This is a genomic window from Piscinibacter sp. HJYY11 (assembly GCF_016735515.1).
Taxonomy (GTDB): Bacteria; Pseudomonadota; Gammaproteobacteria; order Burkholderiales; family Burkholderiaceae_C; genus Rhizobacter.
Genome location: NZ_JAERQZ010000001.1, coordinates 5,036,139 through 5,061,406, shown reverse-complemented (window position 1 = coordinate 5,061,406; position 25,268 = coordinate 5,036,139). Strand labels below are relative to the sequence as shown.

The following is a 25,268-nucleotide window of genomic DNA, read 5'->3' as shown; positions in this document are numbered from 1 at the left end:
CCCTTTATGAAGGGCAAGCCCTGGGTTCGCCATGATGAGCACTACCACGTTGACTTCAGTGTTCCTTGCAAGCCCAATGCGGCCTAACCCTTCCATCGAGAGGACCCGCCCCGGCAAGCCGGGCCGGGCCTCTCATATCAAACGTTAGGCGTCGAACTCCTCGCAACGCGTATCGTGTGGAGAAAAAAATGAATCTAGCCACCCGAAACCTGTCGGCGATCGCTTCAGACGGGAGAGCCTGGATAGCCGCAGCGGTGCTGTTCGGAAGCGTCGGTTTGTGCGTTGGCTTTCTCGGGTTCGCTTTAGTTGGCATCGGAGTTTCGGGAAGTGGTTGCGGCAGGGAGTGCATGGCAAACGTAGAGATGTTCGCGACTGGCGGCATGGTCGCTCTATCAGCTTCGGTGCTAACCGCGTTCATTGCTGTCGCCGTGACTTGGACGTCTCAGGCGCCGCCCCTCCGACCCTGGGTAAAGGTTCTGATCACAACCACCGGACTTCTCGTCACGCTTGTGGCGGGGGGCACTCTAGCTTTGCTGTCGTCGCTATGACTGGAGACGGCAGCCTCAGTAGACCGCCGTGCCATACGACGCCTAACCCTTCCATCGAGAGGACCCGCCCCGGCAAGCCGGGTCGGGCCTCTCATGTCAAACGTTGAGCGTCACGAAGTCGCAAACCCTCTGCTTGACATTCGTATCCATATAGATACAGTTCAAGCATGTTCACGGTACGTCAGACTCAAGAGTTCCAAGACTGGCTTGATGGCCTCAAAGACATCAAAGCGCAGTTGCGCATCGTCGCCAGGCTACGGCTAGCCGAAGCAGGAAATCTTGGCGACTGGAAGTCAGTCGGAGGCGAGGTATCGGAGATGCGTGTCGCGTTTGGCCCAGGCTATCGCCTGTACTTCACGAAGCGCCAGAACATCCTCATCGTCATGCTCGCTGGCGGTGATAAATCAACCCAGGCAAGAGATATCAAGCGAGCGCAGAAGATCTTGCAGCAATTGGAGCTTGAATGATGAGTACTTCCAAAGCCAAGGCAAAGCTTCTCCCGTTCGATGCGGCTCGCTATCTCACGGATGAAGACGCTATTGCCGAGTACATGACGGCGGTTCTAGAAACCGAAGACACCGATCTTTTGCTCCTCGCGCTTAGCGATATCGCTCGTGCCAAGGGCATGGCGCAGGTCGCCAAGGACGCGGGGCTTGGTCGAGAGAGTCTCTACAAAGCTCTAGCTCCAGGAGCCAAGCCGCGCCTCGACACCATCCTCAAGGTCGCTCGCGCTCTAGGCGTTCGGTTCTCTGCGCACCCCGCGTGACGCCCAACCCTTCCATCGAGAGGACGTCGCCCGGCAAGCCGGGCGCCGCCTCTCATGTCAAACGTTAGAGGTCACATGACACCACAGCAGATCATTGGGATAGGTCTCCGGCTATTTGCACTCTGGCTTGCGCTCACAAGCATTGGGTACTTCACGTCCATACCGGCGGCACTATCAAGCTTGCCAGTAGAAACAGGATCAAAGGCAGCGGTAGCCTATGCCCTCGGCGGGGCATATTTGCTCGGAGCAGTCGCTCTCTGGTTCTTTCCAATGTTCGTCGCGCACAAACTGGTTCCAAGGACGTCGCACGAAAATCTCATACGAGCCCCCGCCTACGATCTGGCGCGCGTTGGCTGTGGCCTGCTAGGTCTTTGGCTTCTCGCCAAGGCGCTTCCAGCCCTCGTCTGGCTGCTATTTCGAGGATTCATTTTCTTTGAGGCTGGCTCCGCGTTCTCTACCTTGGCTCCAGAAGCAAAGCTCGATGTCTCTGTGGCCTTTTTTGAGGCCCTGTTCGCAATCTTCTTGGTACTCAAGTCCAGCGCCTTTGCGAGCCTCATTTGTCGTCTGTCGCCTCCGGATCACGTAGCACGCGGTGACCTCTAACCCTTCCATCGAGAGGACCCGCCCCGGCAAGCCGGGTCGGGCCTCTCATGTCAAACGTTAGGCTGCATGAGTACCGATCAGCTCACCGCGCAAAGCTTGGAATCAGCGCTTGAGGCGTTCCCGCTAGGCAGTACGCTCGAGAATCTGCTTGCCTCTTCTGTAAGAGCCGCTCACGGCAGCCAAAAGATTCGGCTTTTGGCTATTGCGTTGTCATCAAGCCATCCTGCTGCAAGAGCGATGGGCATACGAGTTCTACGGCGCTCCGTGTTCGAGCGGGAGCTCTTTGATGAACTTCTCACGCAGCATTGCTTTCATCTGCAGCGCTACGGTGAAATTGAGCTTTGGTATCACTCAATCCTGCGCCGCTATCCAATAATTCGCCTGGCTCGTCGGCTCCAAGCCGAAGTATTTACCCAGGTCTCACCAGATCTCTGCCTTCTTCATATCAGAGCGCTACAAATGTGGCGCCCTCAGAGTGCAGCGCTAAAGAGGCGTGCATTGGCTGTATTGCAAGATGCCGCCTAACCCTTCCATCGAGAGGACCCGCCCCGGCAAGCCGGGTCGGGCCTCTCATGTCAAACGTTAGGCGTCACAATAGTTCTGGGGCTAGAACATATGGAGGAGACCAAATGCACCTTGGGCGATTTCATGCAGTTGTTGATCACATCGAAACCCACTTTCGGGAAGCAAAGCTAACTGATCAACTTGACGCGGCAGCATCTGCCTTGGATCAGTACACACAAACAAGAACTGAATCTCACATCACTGAGTTTCGAACCAAGCTCGCAGCCGCCCTAGACAGCATAGAAGCTGTTCCAGCGGAGCTTCATCAGCCATATGCCCAACAGGTAATCGACGACCTTTCTCTTCGCTCTCTGTTTCCACCTGAACTGAGAAAAGAAGTCGAGCACATTGTGGCGTCAAACGGGTTCGATAGCGCCGCCCTCTCCAGCGCGCTTAGGAAGCTCTCTAAGACTTATCTATCGAAGATCACTCTAGTCAAACAACTGGACTCGTCCCTCCGCGGACTTTCAGCGGAGTACACGTCTGTTGAAGATGAACGGGCTGAAGTCGGGCTACTGCTACCACGTGAAGTCGTTGGAGAGACCCTGCCGGAGTTAACCAAGGAGTTCGACAAGATCTCCAATCTGGCAAGAGCCATAAACGAACTCACTGGCGAGAACAGCTATGACCCCAAGATTTCCACTATCTCTTCTAGCTGGTGGCAAGTTTTCCTTGAGATCCCAGTCGAGCAGGTAGTTTTGTGGACGGTCGCTATAGAGAGGATCGTCACGCTTTTCAAGAGCAACCTAGAAATCAAGAACCTTCAGAAGCAGCTTGGCGAGAAGGAAGTGCCCGAAAAGATTCTCAAGCTCATCTCAGATGAGGTCGAGAAGAAGGTCACCGCAGAACTCAAGAAAATCGCATCCGATCTCACCGAGAAGTTCAGTCGCGTAGAAGACAAAGGCAGAAGAAACGAAGTCGAAACTCAGTTCAGACAAGGCCTGCACTATCTTGCTCGCCGACTAAACCAAGGGGCGCAAGTCGAGATCAACGTCGGTGTTCCGGACGAACCCGAAGATCCTGAAGAAAAAGAAGGGGAGCCTCAAGATGAGGCGCTGCTGGAAGCAAACACAAAGCTCCGCGCACGAATAGAGGAACTAAGAAAGCTTCGTAGTGCAGCAATGTCGGCATCTGAAACATCGCTTCAGATTGATCAGGATGCGCCCTTACTGCTTGAAGAGTCCAAGCCAGCAGATGGTCGCGCTCGTGACGCCTAACCCTTCCATCGAGAGAACATGCCCCGGCAAGCCGGGTCATGCCTCTCATGTCAAACGTTAGGCCTCAGCATGCCGACTGACCTGAAGTGCAACGACTGTGACCTTCGACTTTCAGTCGGGTGGTATCACTATCACGGCATACACGATGGGTACACCGGTCGTACGCTTCTAGCTTGCCGAGCTTGCGGTGAGCAGCACGCAATTGAGCATGCAATGCGTGACCGAGGTCCAAAGACCTACCCGCTCCTAAAGGTATCCGTTGAGTCGGCGCCCTCTGACGCAAGAAGTGTCATCGCTAGAAGATGGCTCAGAAAGGAACGAAATGTCAGCTACAACGAAGCACTGGAGGCAGTCAGATCCCTTCCAATCGTTCTTTGTGAGAGAACTGGCCCGCATACAGTTGAAGCAATACGCAAAGAGCTAGAGCCGCTAGGTGTTCAACTGACTGTCGAAACTGTAGGCGAAGTGCCAAATGCAAACTGCGGACCACCTCAGTCTGATCGGTTGCTCTTCACTACTGAACGCCAATTTGGGGAAACTCGCCAGCCATGGCAAACCGGGCAGAACATCTCCCAAGAAGGCGAAGTATTGAGCTGCGCCCTTTGCGGACGTGCAGGAAGCCTCACCGTCGAAGTCGAACCAAAGAATTCGTGCCCATCCTGCAAGCGCGGTTCATTGATTTTGGTGTCTTCATGGATCACTTAGGTCGAAAGGTGCAACTCGCGCCGAGGCCTAACCCTTCCATCGAGAGGACGTCACCCGGCAAGCCGGGTGACGCCTCTCATGTCAAACGTTAGGCGGCCTGAAGCGACCCACGGACCATGCAATCTGAAGTTGAAGTCCTTGATGTTCTCCTAAGGCGGTCTGACTGCGACTCACTGGCCTGGGCAGATGGCGGTGATGCCGAGGACGCATCAGCACTGCTGCAATCACTTTCGAATCAGCAATGGACGGAGCTGGTGACCATTCGCGCAAAACGCAATGCAAGTTGGCGGGCATGCCTCGTCTCCGTTCTCCAGCCTAGTCACGGCCGAGTGGCGCAGCGCCTGTTGCTCGACTCGGCGTCAGATCAAGACGCCGAAGTTGCATTTCTTGCCGCACGCAGCATCTCGTTCTATTGCGGCGTCAATGCCTCGGCGCAGGGGCCGTTCATTGATTTCAAGATCCGCAACCGTTCTTTTCTCTCTCAGGCGAAGGAGACTGCTGGGCTCGTCGATCAAGTGCGCAAAGTAGATTCCCTATGTGCCCCGGAGTTCCAGAGGCAGTTCGAGCTGCTTGAGGCGGTTCTAGAGGCAAGAGCATGAAGTATCACGAGCCGCCTAACCCTTCCATCGAGAGGACGTCACCCGGCAAGCCGGGCGCCGCCTCTCATCTCAAACGTTAGGCGTCGCAGTCACTTCGCGGAGATGTCGATGGGCGAGAAGCTGAGTCCAGCCGACTTGGAGCTGTACCAAAGAACGGATGAAGTCTTGCACTCCGTATGGGACCCAATCGGAGTTGCCAATGCGCCGATGGCCAGGGACGAATATCACGGCTATCTTCCGCAAGTCTTTCGCCTTCTTAAAGAAGAGGCATCAGCCGAAGAAATTGCGACCTACTTGGAATCAATCGCAACCGAGCGAATGGGCTTCAATGCCAATCCCCAGCAGGCAAGAGAGGTGGCCAAGTTGCTCCTAGAGTGGAAGGAAATAGTTGATGCAAAGCACACCTCTAGCAGCGGTCGCAGCTAGAAAACTCGACTTTCGCTTCGTTTGGTGGTGCCATGCATAAAGCGCCGCCTAACCCTTCCATTGAGAGGACGTCACAAGGGCTACGCCCTTGCGCCGCCTCTCATGTCAAACGTTGGGCGTCATGATTTCATCCCAATACGTCGGTCGAGTAACACTCAGGCGAGAGAAGGTCGAATCATTCGACCGCTATCCCTTCTCCTTGCCAGCGGTTCGATCGCTTGAGCAAATCGAGATGCACCCGCGAATGACGTACTTCATTGGTGAGAACGGCTCCGGAAAGTCGACTCTCCTCGAAGCGATCGCAGTTTCGCTTGGCTTCAACGCTGAAGGTGGAACAAAGAACTTCAGCTTCGGTACACGACGCTCGCATTCGGAACTGCATGAATATCTCCGCATTGCCAAAGGCTTTCGGTCGCCGCGAGATGGCTTCTTCCTGCGAGCAGAGAGCTTCTTCAACGTTGCGACAGAAATCGAGCGGCTTGATGAAGAGCCAGCAGGTGGTCCCCCCGTCATCAATTCTTATGGTGGACGTTCGCTACATGAGCAGTCGCACGGTGAGTCATTCCTTGCCCTCATGACGAGGCGGTTTGGTGGGCAAGGCCTTTACATCCTTGACGAGCCTGAGGCTGCCCTGTCTCCGCAGAGACAGATTGCAGTCTTGTCTCGCATTCACGACCTGATTCTGGACAACTCCCAGTTCATCATCGCTACGCACTCGCCAATCCTCATGGCGTACCCGGATGCGTGCATCTATCAATGCGACAAGAACGGCGTTTCAAAGGTTGCGTACGAGGACACTGAGCATTTCAAGGTAACGCGTAAGTTCCTGTCCGATCCGCAAAGCCATATGCAAAAGCTCATGAGGCGCGGCGCATGACGCCCAACCCTTGCATCGGGAGGACGTGCCCCGGCAAGCCGGGTCACGCCTCTCATGTCAAACGTTGGGCGTCATAGGGAGGAACCATGGAAACCGCACCGCTCAGCGTTCTGCATACGGTCGCAAGCCACTCGCGACGCTCATGATTTCCTGGAGAGATTTGATCTTCTTTGGGAAGCCCAGCGTCACAAGACCGGAAGAATTAAGTCATTCGTCGATCTGCTCCTCGCTTGCGAATGCGTGCTCAAGTGCCACATCGTCCTGCAACAAGTCGACAAGGAGCCGAAAGCTGTCTACAAGCAGATCCGTTCCTATTAGCACGACATTCAAGCTCTCGCTCAATCCGCAACGTACCTCCAAGACAGGAGCACCTACCTCAAGATTGAAGAACGGCTAAGTCAGTTCTCCGTTTTCATCCGCTATTCGCTCGATGCCTACGAAACGTTCTTCCCATCTGCGCTTGAGCGCAGCGATGTGCCTATCAACTATTCCGCCACCATCGGCAACAACCCATGGGTGCTGACATGCAGAGATTTAGTCACCTCGGCTCTCAGTTCCACCCATGAAGGATTCCACGGCTTCGTAACCGACGACCTATCTGAACTTATACAACATGAACTCATATGCAGAAGTTCGTAGAGGAGTGCATGCGATGACACCCAACCTTTCCATCGAGAGGACGTCACAAGGGCTACGCCCTTGCGCCGCCTCTCATGTCAAACGCTAGGCTGCATAGAGCGTAATGCAAGAAGAGGGGGCCTTCTTAGAGACCGGCTTGGGCGCCTCAACGCGACGAAGAGACTGCTTCGGCTTCGGCAAGCGCATCACATGAAGGCTCCAACTCAGTGAGTAAGGTCCTTGCAGGCGTCTACGCCGTCGCAGTACTGGCGCTAGCCTTCACCGCCGTTCTCATATGGCGTCTGCGGTGCGAAAGCTTCGGTTGCATGGGGGTTGGTGTTGCCTGGTTCGCCTGGGTTGTGGCTTTTTTCCCCATCCTGGGCATTGGGGCTACGCTGCGGTCGCGCTCATCGCTAGGCAGGAGGCTTCTCACGGTCACGCGAGTGGCCCTGTGGGTTCAGGCAGCTCTCGGCATCACGCTGCTAGCTCTCTGGGTGAGCAAGAATGCAGCCTAACCCTTCCATCGAGAGGACTCGCCCCGGCAAGCCGGGTCGAGCCTCTCATGTCAAACGTTAGGCCTCGCGAGTAGGCTCCTCAACAATCTCGGAGATGCTAGTGACTCGAAATTCCCAAGCCGTCATCGCCCTTGCACTGCTTTTCGCTCTCACAGGATGTGGCGGGAACTCCTCGGACGACCAGCCACAACAGGCTACTCCTCCTCCCATGACAGTTCGCGTTCCGGCTGATCAGCCGACAATCGCGGCAGCCATCGCATCGGCTTCGGATGGGTACACAGTACTGGTTGCGCCTGGTCTCTATTCCGGTGCGGGCAATCGTGACTTGAACTTCGGGGGAAAGCGGCTAAATCTACGCGGAACAGGCAATCCATCGGGTGTTGTCATCGACTGCGAAGGCCTGGCGCGGCTTATCACGTTTGATCACGCGGAGGACAGCAGCTCTGGCGTGTCAGGCCTCACGGTTCGGAATTGCGGCGTCGACTACCAAGGTGCGCTCTACATACTTGGCGCGGCGCCGACGATTTCGGGTAATGTCTTCGACAGCACCATTGCCGTGAGTGGGGCTCAGCTCTTCGGCTTCAATGGCTCACCGAACGTTCAGAAGAACCTCTTTCATAACACGCAGTGTGACGATCAGCATCTGTCGGGAGTCTTGGCGTTTGTGAATGGTTCCTCGCCTTACATCGCCAACAACGTCTTTGTGGGAAATAGGTGCCGTGCAGTAAACATGACCATTCCAGAAGGCGTGACGCCTATTGTTGCCAACAACACGATGGTCGGAAACCGCGCTGGAATCTACATCGACCGACGCGTTAGCACCGCGTCCCACTGGTACTCCAACAATCTGATCGCAGGGAATGAACGCGGCGTCGAAGTCCCATTCGAGTTCTCACCGCGATCGGACAACCTTGCTTCCGTCTTCCGGGCCAACATAGTCTTCGGTAACGCCACGGACTATCTCGGAACAGCAGACCTCACAGGTCAGTCTGGCAATCTCCGTGCAGATCCACTGTTCGTTGCCTCGCCAAACAATCTCCGCCTAGCCTCGGGCTCTCCGGCCATAGGCGTTGGTGCTGAATTGCACGCGCCGGCTGACGACTTCGATGGCACCCCTCGAAGCACCCCTTTCGATATTGGCGCCTTTCAGTTCCACTGAACCACCGCCGATGCGAAGCACGCGATGCCTAACCCTTCCATCGAGAGGACGTCCAACGGGCTGCGCCCGTCGGCCGCCTCTCACATGGCTTGGCTCCTAGGCTCGACATGCGCGTACACAGCGCCCTCCAAGCAGGCTGGGACAACTGCATACGTCTTGCTTATGACCTTGCTGCTGGGGTCCATGGGGGCACTTTCTATCGTTTCCCCCTTCGTGCGCTCCTTTGTATTCACAGACGGGGAGATCAATCGGCTATTCAAGGTGAAACGCCTAGCCGTTGTTGCCTATTCGGCTCTTCTCATCGCAGGCTACTTCGCTTTGCGATGAGCCTGCTCCACCGCGCGATGCCTAACCCTTCCATCGAGAGGACGTCACAAGGGCTACGCCCTTGCGCCGCCTCTCATGTCAAACGTTAGGGCTCATGAACACCATTCGCCTAGGGTCGCTCTGAACGGCGCAACTTTGGCAACTAGGACCAAGTCCGAGACCATGCACTCCAATCCAACATGCCCAGCCTGTGGAACGCCGGTTTCTCGCAAGACATTTCGCACAATCTTTCCGTTTTGGGGAGACCCAAGGATCTCGCCATGCGAGCGCTGTCACGCAACACTGACCTTGTCAGCGCAGTTCTTGCCCAGGGCCATCTTGGGTGCTCGCCTATTGAGGTGTTGCCTCGTGGCCTCCGTCGTTTTGTTGGTAGCGGGCTTTCTGACTTCCGTTCCACTGCTGTCGCTGCTTTGGTTGTTGGTGGCAGTTACTGCTCTGGTCAGCCTATTCCTGCAACCCGGCTCCGTTGCGGTAATCGAGGAAGTCACGGGGCGCGGGCGGCCAAAACATGAGCCCTAACCCCTCCAACGAGAGGACGTGCCCCGGCAAGCCGGGTCACTCCTCTCATGCCAAACGTTAGGCGTCATCAACTCCGCCATGAGTAAGGCCACCTGGATCCTGTTCGCAATTGCTGGCGCGTGTTACCTCATGGCCTGGACTGGCGCTGCCGTTGGCATAGGAGCTCTTGGCCTCCTGGTGGAGCTCATGATGTGCGCATCTATGTACTTCGACGGAGAGAACAGGCCAGATGAGTAGTGCGTTCTTGAACGCGTCACTACAGTTGCGAGTCCCAAGTCAGACTGGTTATGAAACTGATTCGATCGAAGGCAGCCTGGGCGGTACTCGCCTTGATCTCAGTCGTCTTTCTTGGCTGCCTAGCCTTTGTCCGCATGAAAGACCGCGATTGCGAGTTGTTTTGTGGCCCGTCCTCTGTGGGAAAGGCTCGCTATCAGGTCAGCTGTTCAGTCACGGTGAAGTTCCATTCCAACCCGCATCACAGCCGCTGTGATTGCGGGGAAGAACAACGCTCGGTACCAGCAAACTGAGTACTTCTCTTGTGCGCAAGCAAAATGACGCCTAACCCTTCCATCGAGAGGACATGCCCCGGCAAGCCGGGTCATGCCTCTCATGTCAAACGTTGGACGGCATGAAGCCACGTCACCTCGGAATCGAGGCAGTAGTTTGTGGTGCACCAAGCATTGCCTTGGGAGTGGCTGGTTCTCTGATATTTCTTAACACCGGCGTTCCAAATCCCAGTCGCTCACGCGGCCAGTTGTTGAGTTCATTGGCCCTCGCGCTGAGCTTCTTGATCAGCACGTAGCCGGTCACCCGCTCCACCAGCGTCAAGATGCAGTGGCGTCCGTCTCGGCCCATCACGGTGTCCCTCTAGGGGGGCCAACTTCTTCGCGCAGGTCCACTTCGGCAGGTCGCTCGCCGCTGTGACGCTTGCCAACGGAATCCCTCGTGTGGCGGCTTTCCGACTGACTGCCCACGGGACTCGCCGCGGCCTCCCGCGGTCGTTCGAAAAGATGATGCTGGCACGGCCCGCACTTGCGACACTCGGACCTCGAGTCGGCGCTCCACCCAGGCGAAGCGAGAAGCAACATGCACAAGATCGGTGACCGTGTCCCAGGCGTCCTTGGAAACTTCACGATCCTTCGTTACATCGAAACGCTCGGAGCCGCAGACCTCGAACGAACCATCGGCTTTCATGCCGGCCGCCTGGCCTCCGGGTTTTCTATTGCCGTGCTGGCCCCAGGAATCAGACTCTGTGCAAGCGACATCAGGCTTCTCGGGTCTACCCGTTGGTCCGGGGGTCGCATCGGGAAGACCGACTCCCAAGAAGGGCGCGACATGGGTCACATCCTGGAAGAGCGCGGCCAAGACACCGAGTTGCTCAAGACGAAGGTGTGCACCTTCCTGAATGCAGGCGGGCAGCGAGCCGCGGCCAAGGTGCTGCCGTTCGTCAAGCATGAAAAGGGGATGCTCTATCCCGACGCCGAGGCCCTTGCGCCTGGAGTTCGAAGCGGTGTGCCGCAGTTCGACCTCGTCACGCCACATGACTTCGTGGTGGCGCGGGTCTACATGCCGAGCTAGCCATCTGCACGAGGAGGCTGGCTACACTTGTCGCCATGCACTCACCAGGGGAAGAGCTCAAGTACAAGGGCTATGCAGTGAGCCCGCTCGTGGGAGCCAGGTCCTCGGGTGAAGCCATCAGCCCATGACGACGAGCCTGGTCTTTGCGCTGAAGATCGCGCTGGTGCCGTCGCTGATCGGCGGCGTCACATTGGCGGGCAGACGATGGGGGCCGGGTGTCGCCGGGTGGCTGTCGGCGTTTCCCGTCGTCGCCGCGCCGATTCTTCTCTTTCTCGCGCTGGAGCAAGGCCCGGGCTTCGCGGCCCAGGCGTCGGCGGCGACCTTGTCGGCCGTCATCGCCACGCTGGTCTTCGGGGCGAGCTATGGATGGGCCGCGCGCCGCTACTCGTGGCTCGGCAGCACGCTGTTCTCGTTTGCCTGCTACTTCGTCGCCGTGCTGGGGCTGAATGCGTGGGCGCCGTCGCTGCCGGTGTCAGGCATCTGCGTGCTGCTGGCGCTGCTCGTCGCGCCGCGGCTGTATGCGCACCCGCCGCATGACGAGCCGGTTGAGGCGCCTCGCTCACGCTACGAGATCTGGTGGCGCATGCTGGCAGGCGCGCTGCTGGTGGTTCTCGTGACGCACTTTGCGTCTGAGCTCGGGCCGCGCCTGAGCGGCCTCCTTGCCATGTTTCCGGTGGTCGCTTCGGTGCTCACCGTGTTCTCGCACATTCACACGGGCACGGCCTTCGCCATTCGGCAACTGCGCAGCATGGTGCTCGGGTACTACGCCTTCGCCTGCTTCTGCCTGGTGCTCGCGGTGTCGCTCGCGCACCTGGGCATCGCGGGCGCCTTCCTGGCCGCGCTGGGGGTCGCATTGCTGGTGCAGGGTGCCTCACGCGTCCACCTGCGCCAGCACGTCTGAGGCTGCACCCGCGCGCGAGGACTTCAGCGCCGCGCTTGCTGTCGTCTCGAGGGCTGCATGTCGGCCGTCGGCCAGCCGTACGAGGCCACGAGCACCGTCTTGATCCGAGCATTCTCGGGCTGGGGGACGGCCGGGGTCACGACCTCCTTCTGCGTGGTGGCGAGCAGAGGGGTTTTGCTGGAACGCGGGGTCTTCGAGGTGGTCTTCAAGGTGCGGTCATGTCCATCACAAGGCGCGCGATTGTAGGGGGCACCCCATGTCGGCATTTCGCGCTGTCGATTACGCTGCGAGCCCACGCATCCTCCGCACACTTCCGTGAAGATCACCCCCACCCTCTGGACAGCCGCTGCCGCCGGTGCCGTCGCGGCACTCGCGTGGCCTTTTCTGTGGTCGCGCTACGGGGGTGCTGGCAGTGCCGGCAGCGTCGAGCTGGTGGTGGCCACCCTGCTCCTGATCGCCTTGCCGGCGCATGCGTTCGTGGTGGGTTTCGGGCGCAGCGCCACGGCGGCGCCCGGCACGGTCGACATGGCGCTGCTCAAGCGCGTGGGCACCTGGCTCGGCGCGGCGATCGCCGTCACCATCATCCGCACGGCACTGGCCTGACGGACGACGGAGGGTGCGTCAGCAGCAGGTCAATGCTGCTGGCTCGACACCGGGGTCTCGGTGTGCATCACGCAGCGCCACTGGCCGCCCTTGCGCGTCCACACCGATGAATCGGCCATCTCCTGGCGGATGAGCTCGTCCTGGCCGCGTGGCGCCATGGCCTGCTTCACGCGATAGGTCAGCACCGCCGTCTCGTCGGTCGGGAACACGACGTTCATGTCGCTCAGCTCGAACGACTTGATGACCATCTTTCCCTGCTCGGCCATCTTGCGGTACTGGCTGTGGTCGAACTGCATGGCGCCGTACTCGCTCACCATGAGCGCAGGTTCGTCCAGCATCGACAAGGCCGTGTCGGTGTCTTCATCCACCATCGACTGCCAGAACCTGTTTTCGAGTTCGATCAGATCACTTGTGTTTCGAGCTTGCATGTGGGTCTCCTTCAGAACTGCCGGAAAACCCAATATGCGCCGCGGCACACAGCCTGTGCACCAGACAACGCGGAATCGGCCGGTCAGTCGCGTCCTACGCCCGCAGGCAGAATCCGTCCCATCCAATGAGCACAGGAGACCTCCCATGACCCCACTCAAACTGCTGGGCGCTGCGCTGATCGTGGCCGGCGTGCTCGCCCTCGTCTACGGCGGCTTCAGCTACACCAAGAACACGCACGACGTGAAGCTCGGCCCCATCGAGTTCTCGGTGAAGGAGAAGGAATCGGTCAACGTGCCGGTGTGGGCCGGTGTCGCCGCCATCGCGGGCGGCGCGGCGCTGCTGCTCTTCGGCGGCGGGCGCAAGGGCTGAACGCCCCGCTCTTTCCGATTCAGCTCTTGTAGATGCCGCAGGCCACCGCCAGATCGCCTGCGCGCTCCACGTACGAGGTCTTGAGCCGGATCTCGTTGGTCACCGGGTGGGCCCACTTGTAGTCCACCCAGTCCTGGCCGCCACGGCGCGCGAGCTCGGCCATCTCCTTCACGAAGAACTTGCCGTCCACGTCCTTGCTGACCGGGCCCGCGCCGAGCGTTCGCGGGTTGTTGCCGTGGGCGCAGAACTTGTAGTCGTCGATGGTGATGGCCATCAGGTACAGGTCGCGGTCGATGAACTGGCCCTTGCCGAGCTTGTTGATCTCGTCGATGAGCGCCTGCTTGCCGTGCGCCTGGAAGAAGGCGATGCCGGCCTTGACCATGGCCTCGGCTTCTTCGGCGCTGCCGTGCTCGCGCGTGCCGAGGTTGTAGCCCGCCACTGATTTCAGGAGGCCGACCGCCTGCTCGTTGAGCGTGGCGGCGGTCTGCGTCGCGTCCTTCACCAGCTTGGCGTTCTGCTGGACCATGCCGTCGATCTCGGTGATGGCCTGGTTGACCGACTGGATGCCCTGGCTCTGCTCGTGGCTGGCACCGGCCATCTCTTTCATGATGCCGGCCACGTGCTTCACCGACGACACGATCTCGGTCATCGCACGGCCCGCGTCGTCGACGAGGCGGCTGCCGGTCTCGACCTTGTCGACCGAGTCGCCGATCAGCGACTTGATTTCCTTCGCGGCCGTGGCCGAGCGCTGCGCCAGCGTGCGCACTTCGGCGGCGACGACGGCGAAGCCACGGCCCTGCTCGCCGGCACGGGCCGCTTCCACCGCGGCATTGAGCGCGAGGATATTGGTCTGGAAGGCGATGCCGTCGATCACGCCGATGATGTCGGCGATGCGGCGCGAGCTCTCCTTGATGGAGCCCATGGTGCTCACGACCTGGCTCACCACCTCGCCGCCCTTGGCCGCATGGCCCGAGGCTGCGAGCACGAGCTTGTTGGCCTGCTCGGCGTTGTCGGCGTTCTGGCGGACGGTGATGGTGATCTGCTCCATCGACGCGGCCGTCTGCTGCAGCGAGTCGGTCTGCGTGGTGGTGCGCTCCGACAGCGAGGTGTTGTCGCGGTTGATCTGCGAGGAGGTGCTGGCGACCGTGGTGGTGCCGGTGCGCACGTCGCTCACCACCTTGAAGAGACAGTCCTTCAGGCCGCCCAGCACGAGCATCAGCTGGCCGAACTCGTCGCGGCGCGTGGTGGTGCATTCGAGCGTGAGGTCGCCCGCCATGATCTGGCGCGCAGCGTCGAGGGCTTCTCGCACCGGCGCGACCACGCTGCGCACGATCCACCAGGCGAGCGCGAGGCCGAGGGCGATGGCAGCCGCGCCGAGCGCGGCAATCCAGTAGCGGGCGCTGCCCTGGGCGACGGAGGCGGCCCAGACGGTGTTGACCACCACGATGAGCAGCAGCGGCACAAAGCCGATGACGAGGCGAGAGCGCAGTGCCAAGTTGTCGATCTTCATATCGAGTCCTGAACGAATGCAAAGCGATGCGAGGCGCATCGTCAGGAATCTATCGGCGGTCGGTGGGCGGACTTGAGGAAACGTTTCCCCTGAAATTCAGGCAAAACGGCCGTGAAGAAACCAGCCTTGCGTGGGGCTTGAAGGCAGATGCTGGGGGTGGTTGAGGAACACCCACACCAGCACGCCATCGGCCGTCTGGCCGATGAAGTAGTCGCGCTCGACGAGATCGCCGTCCCACCAGCCGGCCTCGATGCGCTCGGGGCCGGCCAGCAACTGCACGGCCCGGCCGTTCAGGAAGGGATGGTCGTGTCGCTGCTGCAGCGCCATCGGCTCGGGCAGCAGCCACAGAGGCCGTGTGATCGGTCCCGGCGGCGGGCCACCGGCGGACGTGCCTTTCATCAAGGGGTCGGCAGGCATCACCTGGGTGGCCCGCTCCGGCCGATGGTCGGCCACCGGCTGCAGGCGCTGCACCTGCTCGCGGCCCAGCCGCGCCTGCAGGCGCTCGATCAGGCGCGCGATGCCGGCGCGCTCGCTCTGCGGCGTGGGGAAGAGCTCGGCATTCGGTGGCGGCCGCCGCACGATGTCGTCGGACTCGATGGCGAGCTCGAGCGTGGGCGCCGCCATCTGCACATGGGCCAGGCGCTCGCGCAGCAGCACGAGCATGTGCGCCACGTCGCGCGAGGGCTCGGCCAGGGCCACGTCGAGCGGGGTGGTGGGCGCGGTGTTGCCGTCGCGCCAGCGCGCCTCGTGTTTCATCAGCAGCCGAAAGCGCGTGACGAACGCGTGCTGCGCCGACAGCCACGCCACCAGCCGCAGCAGCAGCATCTGCGCACCGTGCAGCAGCTGCTCGGTGGTGTCGGCCCGGGCAAAGAGCTCGAGCCCGCTGCGAAACGTGGGCGGCAGCACGATGGGCTCGCGCGGGTCGGGCCGGTCGCCGAAGGCGCGGTCCATCTCGTCGAGCAGTGCCTGCCCGAAGCGGCGCGCCAGGCCCGGCCGCGGCAACTGGCGCAGGTCGCCCACTCGGCGCAGGCCCATGCCGAGCATGACATCGGCCTGCGGCGCAGCCGTGGCCAGCACCTCGAGCGGCGCGTCTTCCAGGGCGCGCTGCAGCGCCGGCCGGTCGGCGCAATGCAGGCCGTCGTGCAGACGGGCCAGCAAGGCCGCGCCCTGCACCGTGGGGGCGCTCACGATCTGCAGGCGGTGGCCGAACGGGGCGAGGGTGTCTCTCAGTTTGCGGACCAGGGCCGCCAGGCCACCAAAGTAGCGCAGGCTGGCCTGCACCTCCAGCAGCACCCCATCGGGCTCGGCCAGGCACACCATCGGCGTGAAGGCCAGGGCCGCATGGGCCACGGCCTGCAGGGCCTGCGCATCACGCCATGCGTCGGCCTGGCCCAGCAGCAGGTGCGGCGCGAGCGCCAGCGCGGTGGCGCGCTTCATGCCCACGCTCACCCCGAGCGCCTGCGAGGCTGCGTCGGCGCTGACGATGTGGTGTGCGTCGACCAGCACGATCGGCTGCTGGGTGGGCTGCGTCAGGCCGGCCGAGAAGGACTCCAGCGACAGCAAGGGCAGGTGCACGCCAACCCACAACATCGCGAGCCTCCATGAAGCTCAAACGAGGTTGATGAAGGTGGCCGCGCTCAACCCGGCGAGCGCGCCCTCGTCCTGCCCGAGCTCCGCGCGGCGTGCCGCGGCCGCGGTCAGCACCGGCGGCAAGGCCAGGTGCAGGGGCGCCAGCAAGGGCGGCCCGCGCCGCTTGAGCACCCGCAGCGCCAGCTGGTCGGGGCCGGCCGGGTGCAGCGCCAGCCGCAGCGGCGCCGCACTCGCCTGCCCCTGCACCGCCGGCTCGCGGAAGATGAAGGCCGGCCCGTCGTGCACATGGGCCGCCAGCTGCAGGCGGCGCACACGCTCGGCGCGCAGGCGCGGCGGCATCCACGCCACGACCGCTCCCACGTGGCCGCTCTTCAGCGCCTGCTCCAGGGCCCACAGGCGGTCGGCCCCGGCATGCACCTGCAAGTGGGTCTGGATCACGAGCAGCTGGGCCACGTCGAGCCCCATCTCGCTCAAGCCCGGGGCCGACACCGCCGCCGGCGGGTCGAACATCATCACCAGCCGCCCGGCCTGCTGCACGCGGGCAAGGCAGGCGGCCAGCAGGCGGATCTCGCCGATGCCGGCCTGCGGCAGCAGCAGTTCGGTCAGCGCCCGGCAGGGCCAGCCACCGCCGGGCAGCTCGGCATCGAGCGGCTCGAAGCCGCTGGGGATGGGCCGCTCGGCGCTGCGCCCGAGCTGGTGGGCACGCCACAGCTGGGGGTGCAGGTCTTCGGGCGCCAGGGCCGGCCGCGCCTGGGCCCGCGGCACGGGGGTCAGCGGGGCGTTTGGGGCGAAAAGCTGGGCGGTGGCCATGGGAGATACTGTATTTACGTACAGTACTTTTCGCAAATCCTCGGGCATTGGTGAGTTGTCAAAGGCATCGAATTGATTGCCTTTGGCAATCAATTGGGCACAATCCCGCCATGCCTGCCGCCGACCCGCTGGAATCCATCCGCGCCTTCAACCGCTTCTACACCCGCCGCATCGGCGTGCTGAACGAAGGCCTGCTGGGCTCGCCCTACTCGCTCGCGGAAATGCGCCTCCTCTGGGAGCTGGCGCATTGCGAGCACACCACCGCCACCGAACTCGCGCGCACCCTCGACCTCGACGCCGGCTACCTGAGCCGCCTGCTGCGCCGGCTGAAGGAGCAGGGCCTGGTCGACAGCACCCGCTCCCCCACCGACGCCCGCCAGACCCGGCTGAGCCTCACCCCCGCCGGCCGCACCGCCTTCGCCCCGTTCGACCAGCGCTCGCGCGAGCAGGCCGCCGCGCTCATCGCCCCGCTGCCCGAAGCGCACCGCCAGCAGGTGCTGCAGGCGATGGGCACGCTGCAGCAGCTGCTGGGCGACGACGCGCCTCGCCACGGGACTGCCCCGTACATCCTGAGGCCGCACCGTGCGGGCGACATGGGCTGGGTGGTCTCGCGCCACGGCGCGCTCTACGCACAGGAGTACCGCTGGGACATGCGCTTCGAGGCGCTGGTCGCCCGCGTCGCGGCCGATTTCATCGAGCACTTCGACCCGGCCCGCGAGACCGGCTGGATCGCCGAGCGCGACGGCCAGAACATCGGCTGCGTCTTCCTCGTGCAGGCGCGCGACGACGCCACCCACGACCCGCTGCCCGGCGTGGCACAGCTGCGCATGCTGCTGGTCGAGCACACCGCCCGCGGCCTCGGCCTCGGCCAGCGGCTGGTGCACGAATGCGAGCGCTTCGCGCGCATGGCGGGCTACCGGCGCATCACGCTGTGGACCAACAGCCTCTTGACCGCCGCACGCGGCATCTACCAGAAGGCGGGCTACCAGCTCGTCGCGAGCGAGCCGCACCACAGCTTCGGCCACGATCTGGTGGGCGAGACCTGGCAGAAGGAGCTGACATGAAGCGGGCCGAGCGCCGGGCCGCTCCCAAGCCGGCCCGCATCCCCTCGGGGGATCGGCCGGCGTACCCGACGGACGAGGGGTCAACATGACCTGCGATTGCGGTGCGGCGCGCGCGTATGCCGACTGCTGCGGCCGTTTCCACTCGGGGCCCATGCATCTGCAGGCACCCGATGCCGAAGCGCTCATGCGCTCGCGCTACAGCGCCTACGTGCGCGACCTCATCGACTACCTGCTCGCCACCTGGCACCCGCGCACACGGCCGGCGTCGATCGAGCCCAACCCGCCCGGCCTGCGCTGGCTGGGCCTGGACGTGAAGAAACACCAGCTGCAGGACGCCGACCATGCGACGGTCGAGTTCGTCGCCCGCAGCAAGCTCGGCGGGCGCGCCCACCGCTTGCAGGAGAAGAGCCGCTTCGTGCGCGAAGACGGCCGCTGGTTCTACGTGGACGGGGATCTCAGCTAGATCAGGCGAACTCTTGCCGCACGGCCGCAGACATCAAGCGGCGGATGATCCACGCCAAGAGCCCGCAAGCCCCAAGCGTCACCACCACCGCCATCACCCGCGCCGCGGTCACGAAGCCGCCGAACACCCCCGCTGCCTTGGGCGGCAGCGCGGCGCTGCTGAGCGCGTGGTCGACGATTGCCTGCATCAGCTCCTGCTGCAGCCACAGGCCCAGCAGGTTGGCGACGATGGCCACGACGAGCAGGCCGATGAAGGTGCGCCGCGCCCAGTCGAGCCGCAGCAGCAGGCCGACGGCCGAAGCGAGCATCGCGACCGACAGCACGAGGCAGGCGCCGGTGACCCACGGCAGCTTCGCGACCAGCAGCCCCGTCAGGCCCGCCTGCGCCGGCAAGGGCAGCAGCGACGCGATCATCGCGTTCTGCAGCAGCGCCGAGACGCTGGCCACCACCCCGAGCAGGATGAACAGCCACGCGATCGAGGTGACGAAGAGGGAACGGGCTCCAACGGCGATGGTGATGGGCATGGCTGAACTCCGGCGCACGATGGGTGCCATTTCGTCATCTCGCGCGCAGGTTGTCATTCCCGCGCACAGGGTGTCGCCCCACGATGGAGGGGGAGGACCTACCCCAACGACGCCTTCAGCCGAAACGCACCGCGTGGATCGGCGGCAGGTGGCCCGAGACTTCGACCCAGCTCTCGCCCGCGTCGTCGCTCGCCCACAGGTTGCCGGTGGTGCTGCCCATCAAGAGCGAACGGCCGGTGTCGTCGACGACGAGGCCGTGGCGGTAGACGAGGTCGTAACAGTCCTTCTGCGGCAGGCCGGTGCGCAGCGCTTCGAAGGTCTGGCCACCGTCGCGTGTGCGGTGCACGAAGAGCGCGCCGTCGACAGGCACGCGCTTCTCGTCCTTGACGGCGGGCGCGAACCAGGCGGTGCCGGGCTCGCGCGGATGCGCGGCCACCGCGAAGCCGAAGCCGGTGATGGGCGGCTTGAGTTCCTGCCAGCGCTGCGAGCCGTCGGTCGAGCGGAAGATGCCGTTGTGGTGCTGGCACCAGACGGCCGTGGGCACCGCGGCGCACGAGGCGATGAGGTGCGGGTCCTGCGTGTTCTCGTCGCCGGCCTGGTCGGGCGGCATGAAGTCGGCGCGCATGCCCTTGGCCTGCAGCTCCCATTGCATGCCGCCTTCGCGGCTGCCCCACACGCCGCCGCAGCTGATGCCGAGCAGCAGCTCGCCCGGTCGCGTCGGGTGCGGGAGGATGGAGTGGATGCCCGGCACGTCGTAGCCCCCGCCGAACCAGCCCAGCCGCTCGGGGCGCGACCAGAGCGAGTCGACCAGTTGCCAGTGCTCGCCGCCATCGCTGCTCTTGAAGAGGCCGCCTGGCAGCGTGCCGGCCCAGATGGCGCCGTGGATCGCCTCCATCGACCAGATCTGCACCAGCTTCCACGCTGGCCCTTCGGCGCCCTCGGGCTGCGGCGGATAAGTGGGCGTGTCGACTTCGCGCCAGGTCACGCCGGCGTCGTCGCTCGCATGCACCTTCACGCCGAAGTGGCCGAGGTTGAGCGCAGCCAGCATGCGGCCGCTGCCACCGATCGGCGGAAGCACCATCGACACCGGCTCGGCCAGGAAGCTCACCCTCGCCACGTCCCAGCTTCTCGACGAGCGCTGCAGCTCGAACAAGCCCTTGCGCGTGGCCGCCCACGCTCGCGTTGCCGTCATCTCGTCATCCTCCTGAGAGCGCCTGCAGCACGTGCACCTGGCTGTCGAGCGTCAATGCATCGTTGAGAAGCACACGCTCGCGGCTGCGCCGGCCGTCGATGAACACCACGACGTTGGGCCGGAGGTGACCCTGGTCGTCGAGCACGTAGCCGCGCAGCCGGGGGTTGCGGTCGAACGCCGCCTGCAGCGCCTCGCGCAGCGTGGCCGCGGGCGTGTCCACCTCGGGCACCTCGGTGAAGCGCTTGAGCTGCTGGGTGAAGACGACATGGGCCACGCGGCGGATCATGCCGCGCCGCCCGCCGAATGACCACCTGCGAGCAACCCGCGAGCAGGGCGGTGAGAATCGCTCGATGCCCATCGGAGCCCTGTACGCCGCCCTCGCCTTTGCGCTGTGGGGCATCTTCCCGCTCTACTTCCGCCAGATCGCGAGCGTCCCCTCCGGTGAAATCCTCGTCCACCGCATCGTGTGGTCGCTGGTCTTCGTGCTGGTGGTGCTCACGCTGCGGCGGCAATGGGCGTGGGTCCGTCCGGTGCTGACGCAACCCAAGGTGCTGCTGGCGTTTGCCGCAAGCGCCGTGCTGCTGTCGGCCAACTGGCTGACCTACATCTGGGCCGTCAACAACGGCCACGTGATCGAGGCGAGCCTCGGCTACTTCATCAACCCGCTGGTCAACGTGCTCCTGGGCTACACCGTGCTGCACGAGCGGCTGCGCCGCATGCAGTGGGTGGCCCTCGGCATCGCCGCGGCCGGCGTGCTGTGGCTCACCGTGCTGGCCGGCCGGCCACCCTGGATCGCGCTGGCGCTCGCCGGCAGCTTCGGCCTCTATGGGCTGCTGCGAAAAGTGGCAACGCTCGGCGCGCTGGAAGGGCTGACGCTCGAAACGCTGATCCTCGCGCCCATCGCCATGGCCGTGCTCGGCTTCTGGATCAGCCAGGGCACCAGCGTCTTCCCGGCGCCCGACGCGTCGACCAACCTCTGGCTCATCGCCGCCGGCCCGATCACCGCCATCCCGCTGCTGCTCTTCGCGGCCGGCGCCCGGCGAATCTCGCTCACCACCCTTGGCCTGCTGCAGTACATCGGCCCGACCATCCAGCTCGCGCTCGGCGTGTGGCTCTTCCACGAGCCCTTCTCGGCCGAACGGCTGATGGGGTTTGTGCTGATCTGGTCCGCTCTCGCGCTCTACAGCGCCGAGGGTTGGTGGCGCAGCCGCGCCGGTACCGCACCACAAACTGCCTGATTTCCCTTCTTTTCAGGACCACTGGTTGGCGTGCGCTCGCCTACCATAGGCAATCCCGTTTTCTTCTCATGGCTTTGTGGTGAACAACACCGTCAAGAAGGTCCTGGTGCTGCGCTATTCGCAGAGCGGACAACTCAACACCCTGACCGACAGCTTCCTCAAGCCCCTGCGCGAGGACCCCAAGGTTTCGCTGCACATCGAGACGATCGAGACGCGCAAGCCCTTTCCCTTCCCCTGGGGCTTCTTCCCCTTCCTCGACGCCTTCCCCGAGTCGTACCACCTCAAGGGCCCCGAGCTGAAGCCGCTGTCGCTGACCGGCGACGAAGACTTCGACCTCATCGTGCTGCCCTACCAGGTGTGGTTCTTGGCCCCCTCGCAGCCCGTCACCGCCTTCCTGCAGCACCCGGTGGCGAAGAAGCTCCTGGCCGGCAAGCCCGTCGTCACGCTGATCGCCTGCCGCAACATGTGGCTGATGGCGCACGAGAAGCTCAAGGGCCTGCTCGCGGCCGCCGGTGCGCGCCTGGTCGACAACGTCGTCTACGTCGACCCGGGCCCCACCCTCGCCACCTTCTTCACCACGCCCAAGTGGGTGCTGTCCGGCAGCCGCAAGGGCTTCTGGGGCATGCCCGATGCGGGCCTGAACGATGCGCAGATCCAGAGCGCCGGCCGCTTCGGCAAGGCACTGGTCGATTCGCTGCATGCCGATCGTGAAAAAAGCACGCAGCCGCTGCTCACCGGGCTGGGCGCGGCGACCGTCGACCCGCGTCTCTATTTCAGCGAAAAAGCCGCCTCGCGCAGCTTCCACGTCTGGGGAAAACTGCTGATGGCCGCCGGCAAGCCCGGGGCACCGCAGCGCGTGCCGCTGCTCGCGATCTACGTCACCTTCCTGATCGTGATGATCATCACGGTAGTGCCCACCAGCATCCTCCTGCAGACGCTTCTGCGGCCCTTCATGGGAGGGTGGCTCTCTAAAATCAAGACCCAGTTTGAAGAGCCCTCTGGCTCATCCACGGAACGCAGCCACTTGTATGGGGATTGATGTCTTTCTGACGCGCACCGGTGCGTTCCTGCCCTTCGCGCCCGTTTCCAACGACGAGATCGAATCCGTGCTCGGCATGGTCGGCGGCAAGCCCTCGCGGGCACGCCGGCTGGTGCTGCGCAGCAACGGCATCCAGTCGCGCCACTACGCCATCGACCGCGCCACCGGCGAACCGGCGATGACCAACGCCCAGATGACGGCCAACGCGATCCGCGCGATGGGCGACATCGGCCGCGTCGACACGCTGGCCACCGGCACCTCGCTGCCCGACCAGCTCATGCCCAACCATGCGGTGATGGTGCACGGCGAGCTCGGCTGGCCGCGCCTCGAAGCCGTGTCGTGCGCCGGCATCTGCCTGTCGGGCGCGGCAGCGTTCAAGCACGCGTGGCTGTCGATCAAGTCCGGTGAATCCAAGCGCGCGGTGGCCACCGGCTCAGAACTCGCCTCGCCCATCATGCTGGCGCGCAACTTCGACCCCGAGGTCGAGCACAAGCTGCAGCAGCTCGAAGAGCGCCCCGAGATCGCATTCGAGAAGGACTTCCTGCGCTGGATGCTGTCCGACGGCGCCGGCGCCGTGCTGCTCGAAGCAGCTCCGAGCGGCCCGCTCTCGCTGCGCGTCGACTGGATCGACCTCTCGTCGGCCGCGAACGAACTGCCCGTGTGCATGTACGCCGGCGGCGACAAGAACGAAGACGGCTCGCTGCGCGGTTGGCTGCGCTTCGGCACCGACGAGTGGCAGGCCAAGTCGATCTTCGCGGTGAAGCAGGACGTGCGCCTGCTCAACGAACACGTCATCCGCGCCACCGTGCGCGACCCGCTGGCCGAGATCGTCGACAGGCGCCGCCTGGTCGCAAGCGAGATCGACTGGTTCCTGCCGCACATCTCCTCGTCCTTCTTCGCCGGCCCGGTGGAGCAGGCGATCGGCGAAGCCGGGCTGCCCATCCCGCGCGAGCGCTGGTTCAGCAACCTCGTGACCAAGGGCAACACCGGCTCGGCCTCGCCGTACATCATGCTCGACGAGCTGTTCCGTTCGGGCCGCATCCAGAAGGGGCAGAAGCTCCTGATGTACATCCCGGAAAGTGGTCGCTTCTCGACCGGCTTCATTCATCTCACCGCTGTCTAGATGGATCTGGACAACGTCCCGCAGGAAGGCAACGCCACGCTGGGCGGCCACCGCAAGGCCGTCTATGCGCGCGACGCCAGCGGCCGCATCGTGATCGCCCCCAGCAAGGGCTGGGAAGCCGAAGAGATCGTCACCAGCAACGCGGTCGACACGCTGCAGGCGCTCGCCGAAGCGGCGCGCCAGCGTGTGCAGGCCGGCGCCGCCTCGCCGCTCGAATACTGGATGTGCGCCCGCCGCATGGACGTGCCGCTGCTGTCGCAGACCAGCGGCTACTGGCAATGGCGCGTGAAGCGCCACCTGCGCCCCGACATCTTCGCCACGCTGACCGACAAGCACCTGCAGCGCTATGCCGATGCGCTGGGCCTCACGGTCACCGAGATCCGCAAGTTGCCATGAACTCACACGCCGCGACGTTTCAACATCACCACTCGGCGCACTGCGAGAGCGGCGTCATCTCCAACCTGCTGCGCCACCACGGCGTGCCGGTCACGGAGAGCCTGGCCTTCGGCCTCTCGGGCGGCCTCGCCTTTGCCTACCTCCCGTTCATCAAGATCAACGGCCTGCCGCTGATCGCCTACCGCTCGCTGCCGCGCGCCATCATCAAGGGCCTGCTGGCCCCGCTGGCCACGCGCTTCCGCTTCGAGACCTTCCGCTCGCCGCAGGCCGGCGCGAAGCGCCTCGACGACCTTCTCGCCAGCGGCCAGATCGTCGGCCTGCAGACTTCGGTCTACTGGCTGCCGTACTTCCCGCCCGACATGCGCTTCCACTTCAATGCGCACAACCTCCTGGTCTACGGCAAGGAAGGCGATGAGTACCTGATCAGCGACCCGGTGTTCGAGCACCCGCAGCGCTGCGCGAGTGCGGACCTGCTGCGCGCGCGTTTCGCCAAGGGCGCACTCGCGCCCAAGGGCCTGCTGTACTACCCGAAGGCCATCCCGCAGAAGCAGATCACCCCCGAGGCCGTGCGCGCCGCGATCCGCAAGAACTGCCGCGCCATGCTGCCGCCCGTGCCCATCGCCGGCGTGCGCGGCATGCGCTGGCTCGCCAAGCACGTCGAGAAACTGCCCGCGGGCGAGAAGCACAGCGCCGACTTCATCGGCCAGATCGTGCGCATGCAGGAAGAGATCGGCACCGGCGGCGCCGGCTTCCGTTTCATCTACGCCGCCTTCCTGCAGGAAGCGGCGCAGCTCGCGCAGCTGCCGGTGCTCACGCAGTTCTCCGAGCGGCTCACCACGATCGGCGACGGCTGGCGCGCGATGGCACTCAAGGCCGCCCGCATGATCAAGGGCCGCGAGCCGGTGAACCCGTCGGCCATCGCGGCATTGCTGCGCCAGCAGGCCGACCAGGAAGAAGCGTTCTTCAAAGACCTGCAGGCCGCGGTGAAGTGACGCCC

General features: G+C 63.3%; 28 protein-coding genes. 19 read left to right on the top strand and 9 right to left on the bottom strand.

Annotation, left to right across the window (positions count from 1 at the left end; all coding sequences use genetic code 11):
• Positions 1-715: 715 nt before the first annotated feature.
• From JI745_RS23725 to JI745_RS23690, 8 genes are all read left to right on the top strand, one after another.
• Positions 716-1,015 carry a type II toxin-antitoxin system RelE/ParE family toxin gene (locus JI745_RS23725; protein WP_201812271.1) on the top strand — a complete coding sequence of 100 codons (300 nt, stop codon included), beginning with the start codon at positions 716-718 and terminating at the stop codon, positions 1,013-1,015.
• Positions 1,015-1,314 carry an addiction module antidote protein gene (locus tag JI745_RS23720; protein ID WP_201812270.1) on the top strand — a complete coding sequence of 100 codons (300 nt, stop codon included), beginning with the start codon at positions 1,015-1,017 and terminating at the stop codon, positions 1,312-1,314. The genes JI745_RS23725 and JI745_RS23720 overlap by 1 nt, the downstream gene beginning before the upstream one ends.
• Before the next feature lie 669 nt (positions 1,315-1,983).
• Complete coding sequence (locus JI745_RS23715) at positions 1,984-2,442, top strand: hypothetical protein (protein ID WP_201812269.1); 459 nt, start codon at positions 1,984-1,986, stop codon at positions 2,440-2,442.
• A 104-nt stretch (positions 2,443-2,546) separates the two neighbouring features.
• Positions 2,547-3,698 carry a hypothetical protein gene (locus JI745_RS23710; RefSeq protein ID WP_201812268.1) on the top strand — a complete coding sequence of 384 codons (1,152 nt, stop codon included), beginning with the start codon at positions 2,547-2,549 and terminating at the stop codon, positions 3,696-3,698.
• Between the two features lie 821 nt (positions 3,699-4,519).
• Positions 4,520-5,002, top strand: a complete 483-nt coding sequence (locus JI745_RS23705; RefSeq protein ID WP_201812267.1) for a hypothetical protein — start codon at positions 4,520-4,522, stop codon at positions 5,000-5,002.
• 108 nt (positions 5,003-5,110) lie between these two features.
• Positions 5,111-5,428 (top strand): hypothetical protein, encoded by a 318-nt coding sequence (locus JI745_RS23700; RefSeq protein ID WP_201812794.1) that lies wholly within the window; start codon positions 5,111-5,113, stop codon positions 5,426-5,428.
• Positions 5,429-5,549: 121 nt separating this feature from the next.
• On the top strand, positions 5,550-6,305 hold the full coding sequence (locus JI745_RS23695; protein WP_201812266.1) for an AAA family ATPase: 756 nt from the start codon (positions 5,550-5,552) through the stop codon (positions 6,303-6,305).
• Positions 6,306-7,646: 1,341 nt separating this feature from the next.
• Positions 7,647-8,597 carry a DUF1565 domain-containing protein gene (locus JI745_RS23690; RefSeq protein ID WP_201812265.1) on the top strand — a complete coding sequence of 317 codons (951 nt, stop codon included), beginning with the start codon at positions 7,647-7,649 and terminating at the stop codon, positions 8,595-8,597.
• 1,485 nt (positions 8,598-10,082) lie between these two features.
• On the opposite strand, the gene JI745_RS23685 is transcribed toward JI745_RS23690, so the two are convergent.
• A complete protein-coding gene (locus tag JI745_RS23685) occupies positions 10,083-10,301 on the bottom strand; it encodes a hypothetical protein (RefSeq protein ID WP_201812264.1) in 219 nt (72 codons plus the stop codon).
• 228 nt (positions 10,302-10,529) lie between these two features.
• On the opposite strand from JI745_RS23685, the gene JI745_RS23680 reads away from it, so the two are divergent.
• Entirely contained in the window at positions 10,530-11,021 is a 492-nt protein-coding gene (locus tag JI745_RS23680; protein WP_201812263.1) for a hypothetical protein, read from the top strand.
• Between the two features lie 124 nt (positions 11,022-11,145).
• Positions 11,146-11,922 (top strand): hypothetical protein, encoded by a 777-nt coding sequence (locus JI745_RS23675; protein WP_201812262.1) that lies wholly within the window; start codon positions 11,146-11,148, stop codon positions 11,920-11,922.
• Between the two features lie 23 nt (positions 11,923-11,945).
• Here the strand turns inward: JI745_RS23675 and JI745_RS23670 are convergent, their stop codons facing one another.
• Entirely contained in the window at positions 11,946-12,131 is a 186-nt protein-coding gene (locus JI745_RS23670) for a hypothetical protein (protein WP_201812261.1), read from the bottom strand.
• A gap of 106 nt (positions 12,132-12,237) precedes the next feature.
• Here JI745_RS23670 and JI745_RS23665 point away from each other — a divergent pair, with 106 nt between their 5' ends.
• Positions 12,238-12,525 carry a hypothetical protein gene (locus tag JI745_RS23665; RefSeq protein WP_201812260.1) on the top strand — a complete coding sequence of 96 codons (288 nt, stop codon included), beginning with the start codon at positions 12,238-12,240 and terminating at the stop codon, positions 12,523-12,525.
• A gap of 29 nt (positions 12,526-12,554) precedes the next feature.
• Here the strand turns inward: JI745_RS23665 and JI745_RS23660 are convergent, their stop codons facing one another.
• Positions 12,555-12,953: a nuclear transport factor 2 family protein gene (locus JI745_RS23660; protein ID WP_201812259.1), complete on the bottom strand. Its 399-nt coding sequence runs from the start codon at positions 12,951-12,953 to the stop codon at positions 12,555-12,557.
• Positions 12,954-13,098: 145 nt separating this feature from the next.
• On the opposite strand from JI745_RS23660, the gene JI745_RS23655 reads away from it, so the two are divergent.
• A complete protein-coding gene (locus JI745_RS23655) occupies positions 13,099-13,323 on the top strand; it encodes a hypothetical protein (protein ID WP_201812258.1) in 225 nt (74 codons plus the stop codon).
• A gap of 19 nt (positions 13,324-13,342) precedes the next feature.
• Here the strand turns inward: JI745_RS23655 and JI745_RS23650 are convergent, their stop codons facing one another.
• From JI745_RS23650 to imuA, 3 genes are all read right to left on the bottom strand, one after another.
• Positions 13,343-14,833, bottom strand: coding sequence for a methyl-accepting chemotaxis protein (locus tag JI745_RS23650; protein ID WP_201812257.1), 1,491 nt, complete (start codon positions 14,831-14,833; stop codon positions 13,343-13,345).
• Positions 14,834-14,929: 96 nt separating this feature from the next.
• Positions 14,930-16,423: a DNA polymerase Y family protein gene (locus JI745_RS23645; protein WP_201812256.1), complete on the bottom strand. Its 1,494-nt coding sequence runs from the start codon at positions 16,421-16,423 to the stop codon at positions 14,930-14,932.
• A gap of 18 nt (positions 16,424-16,441) precedes the next feature.
• Complete coding sequence (gene imuA, locus JI745_RS23640; RefSeq protein ID WP_201812255.1) at positions 16,442-17,233, bottom strand: translesion DNA synthesis-associated protein ImuA; 792 nt, start codon at positions 17,231-17,233, stop codon at positions 16,442-16,444.
• 110 nt (positions 17,234-17,343) lie between these two features.
• Here imuA and JI745_RS23635 point away from each other — a divergent pair, with 110 nt between their 5' ends.
• Positions 17,344-18,297, top strand: coding sequence for a helix-turn-helix domain-containing GNAT family N-acetyltransferase (locus JI745_RS23635; protein WP_201812254.1), 954 nt, complete (start codon positions 17,344-17,346; stop codon positions 18,295-18,297).
• Positions 18,298-18,382: 85 nt separating this feature from the next.
• Positions 18,383-18,760: a YchJ family protein gene (locus JI745_RS23630; RefSeq protein WP_201812253.1), complete on the top strand. Its 378-nt coding sequence runs from the start codon at positions 18,383-18,385 to the stop codon at positions 18,758-18,760.
• Between the two features lies 1 nt (position 18,761).
• On the opposite strand, the gene JI745_RS23625 is transcribed toward JI745_RS23630, so the two are convergent.
• From JI745_RS23625 to JI745_RS23615, 3 genes are all read right to left on the bottom strand, one after another.
• A complete protein-coding gene (locus JI745_RS23625; RefSeq protein ID WP_201812252.1) occupies positions 18,762-19,283 on the bottom strand; it encodes a hypothetical protein in 522 nt (173 codons plus the stop codon).
• Between the two features lie 115 nt (positions 19,284-19,398).
• Positions 19,399-20,475 carry an exo-alpha-sialidase gene (locus tag JI745_RS23620; RefSeq protein ID WP_201812251.1) on the bottom strand — a complete coding sequence of 359 codons (1,077 nt, stop codon included), beginning with the start codon at positions 20,473-20,475 and terminating at the stop codon, positions 19,399-19,401.
• A 4-nt stretch (positions 20,476-20,479) separates the two neighbouring features.
• A complete protein-coding gene (locus tag JI745_RS23615) occupies positions 20,480-20,749 on the bottom strand; it encodes a MoaD/ThiS family protein (RefSeq protein ID WP_201812782.1) in 270 nt (89 codons plus the stop codon).
• A gap of 76 nt (positions 20,750-20,825) precedes the next feature.
• Here JI745_RS23615 and rarD point away from each other — a divergent pair, with 76 nt between their 5' ends.
• The 5 genes from rarD to JI745_RS23590 all read left to right on the top strand — a co-directional run bounded on the left by rarD (position 20,826) and on the right by JI745_RS23590 (position 25,263).
• The gene (gene rarD, locus JI745_RS23610) at positions 20,826-21,713 is read left to right on the top strand and encodes an EamA family transporter RarD (RefSeq protein ID WP_201812250.1); all 888 of its coding nucleotides are present in this window, start codon (positions 20,826-20,828) and stop codon (positions 21,711-21,713) included.
• 79 nt (positions 21,714-21,792) lie between these two features.
• A complete protein-coding gene (locus JI745_RS23605; RefSeq protein ID WP_201812249.1) occupies positions 21,793-22,752 on the top strand; it encodes a dialkylrecorsinol condensing enzyme in 960 nt (319 codons plus the stop codon).
• Positions 22,742-23,875 (top strand): beta-ketoacyl-ACP synthase III, encoded by a 1,134-nt coding sequence (locus JI745_RS23600; protein WP_201812248.1) that lies wholly within the window; start codon positions 22,742-22,744, stop codon positions 23,873-23,875. Before JI745_RS23605 ends, JI745_RS23600 begins: the two co-directional genes overlap by 11 nt.
• Positions 23,876-24,271 carry a hypothetical protein gene (locus JI745_RS23595; RefSeq protein WP_201812247.1) on the top strand — a complete coding sequence of 132 codons (396 nt, stop codon included), beginning with the start codon at positions 23,876-23,878 and terminating at the stop codon, positions 24,269-24,271.
• Positions 24,268-25,263 carry a BtrH N-terminal domain-containing protein gene (locus tag JI745_RS23590; protein ID WP_201812246.1) on the top strand — a complete coding sequence of 332 codons (996 nt, stop codon included), beginning with the start codon at positions 24,268-24,270 and terminating at the stop codon, positions 25,261-25,263. The genes JI745_RS23595 and JI745_RS23590 overlap by 4 nt, the downstream gene beginning before the upstream one ends.
• The last annotated feature ends 5 nt before the right edge of the window (positions 25,264-25,268 follow it).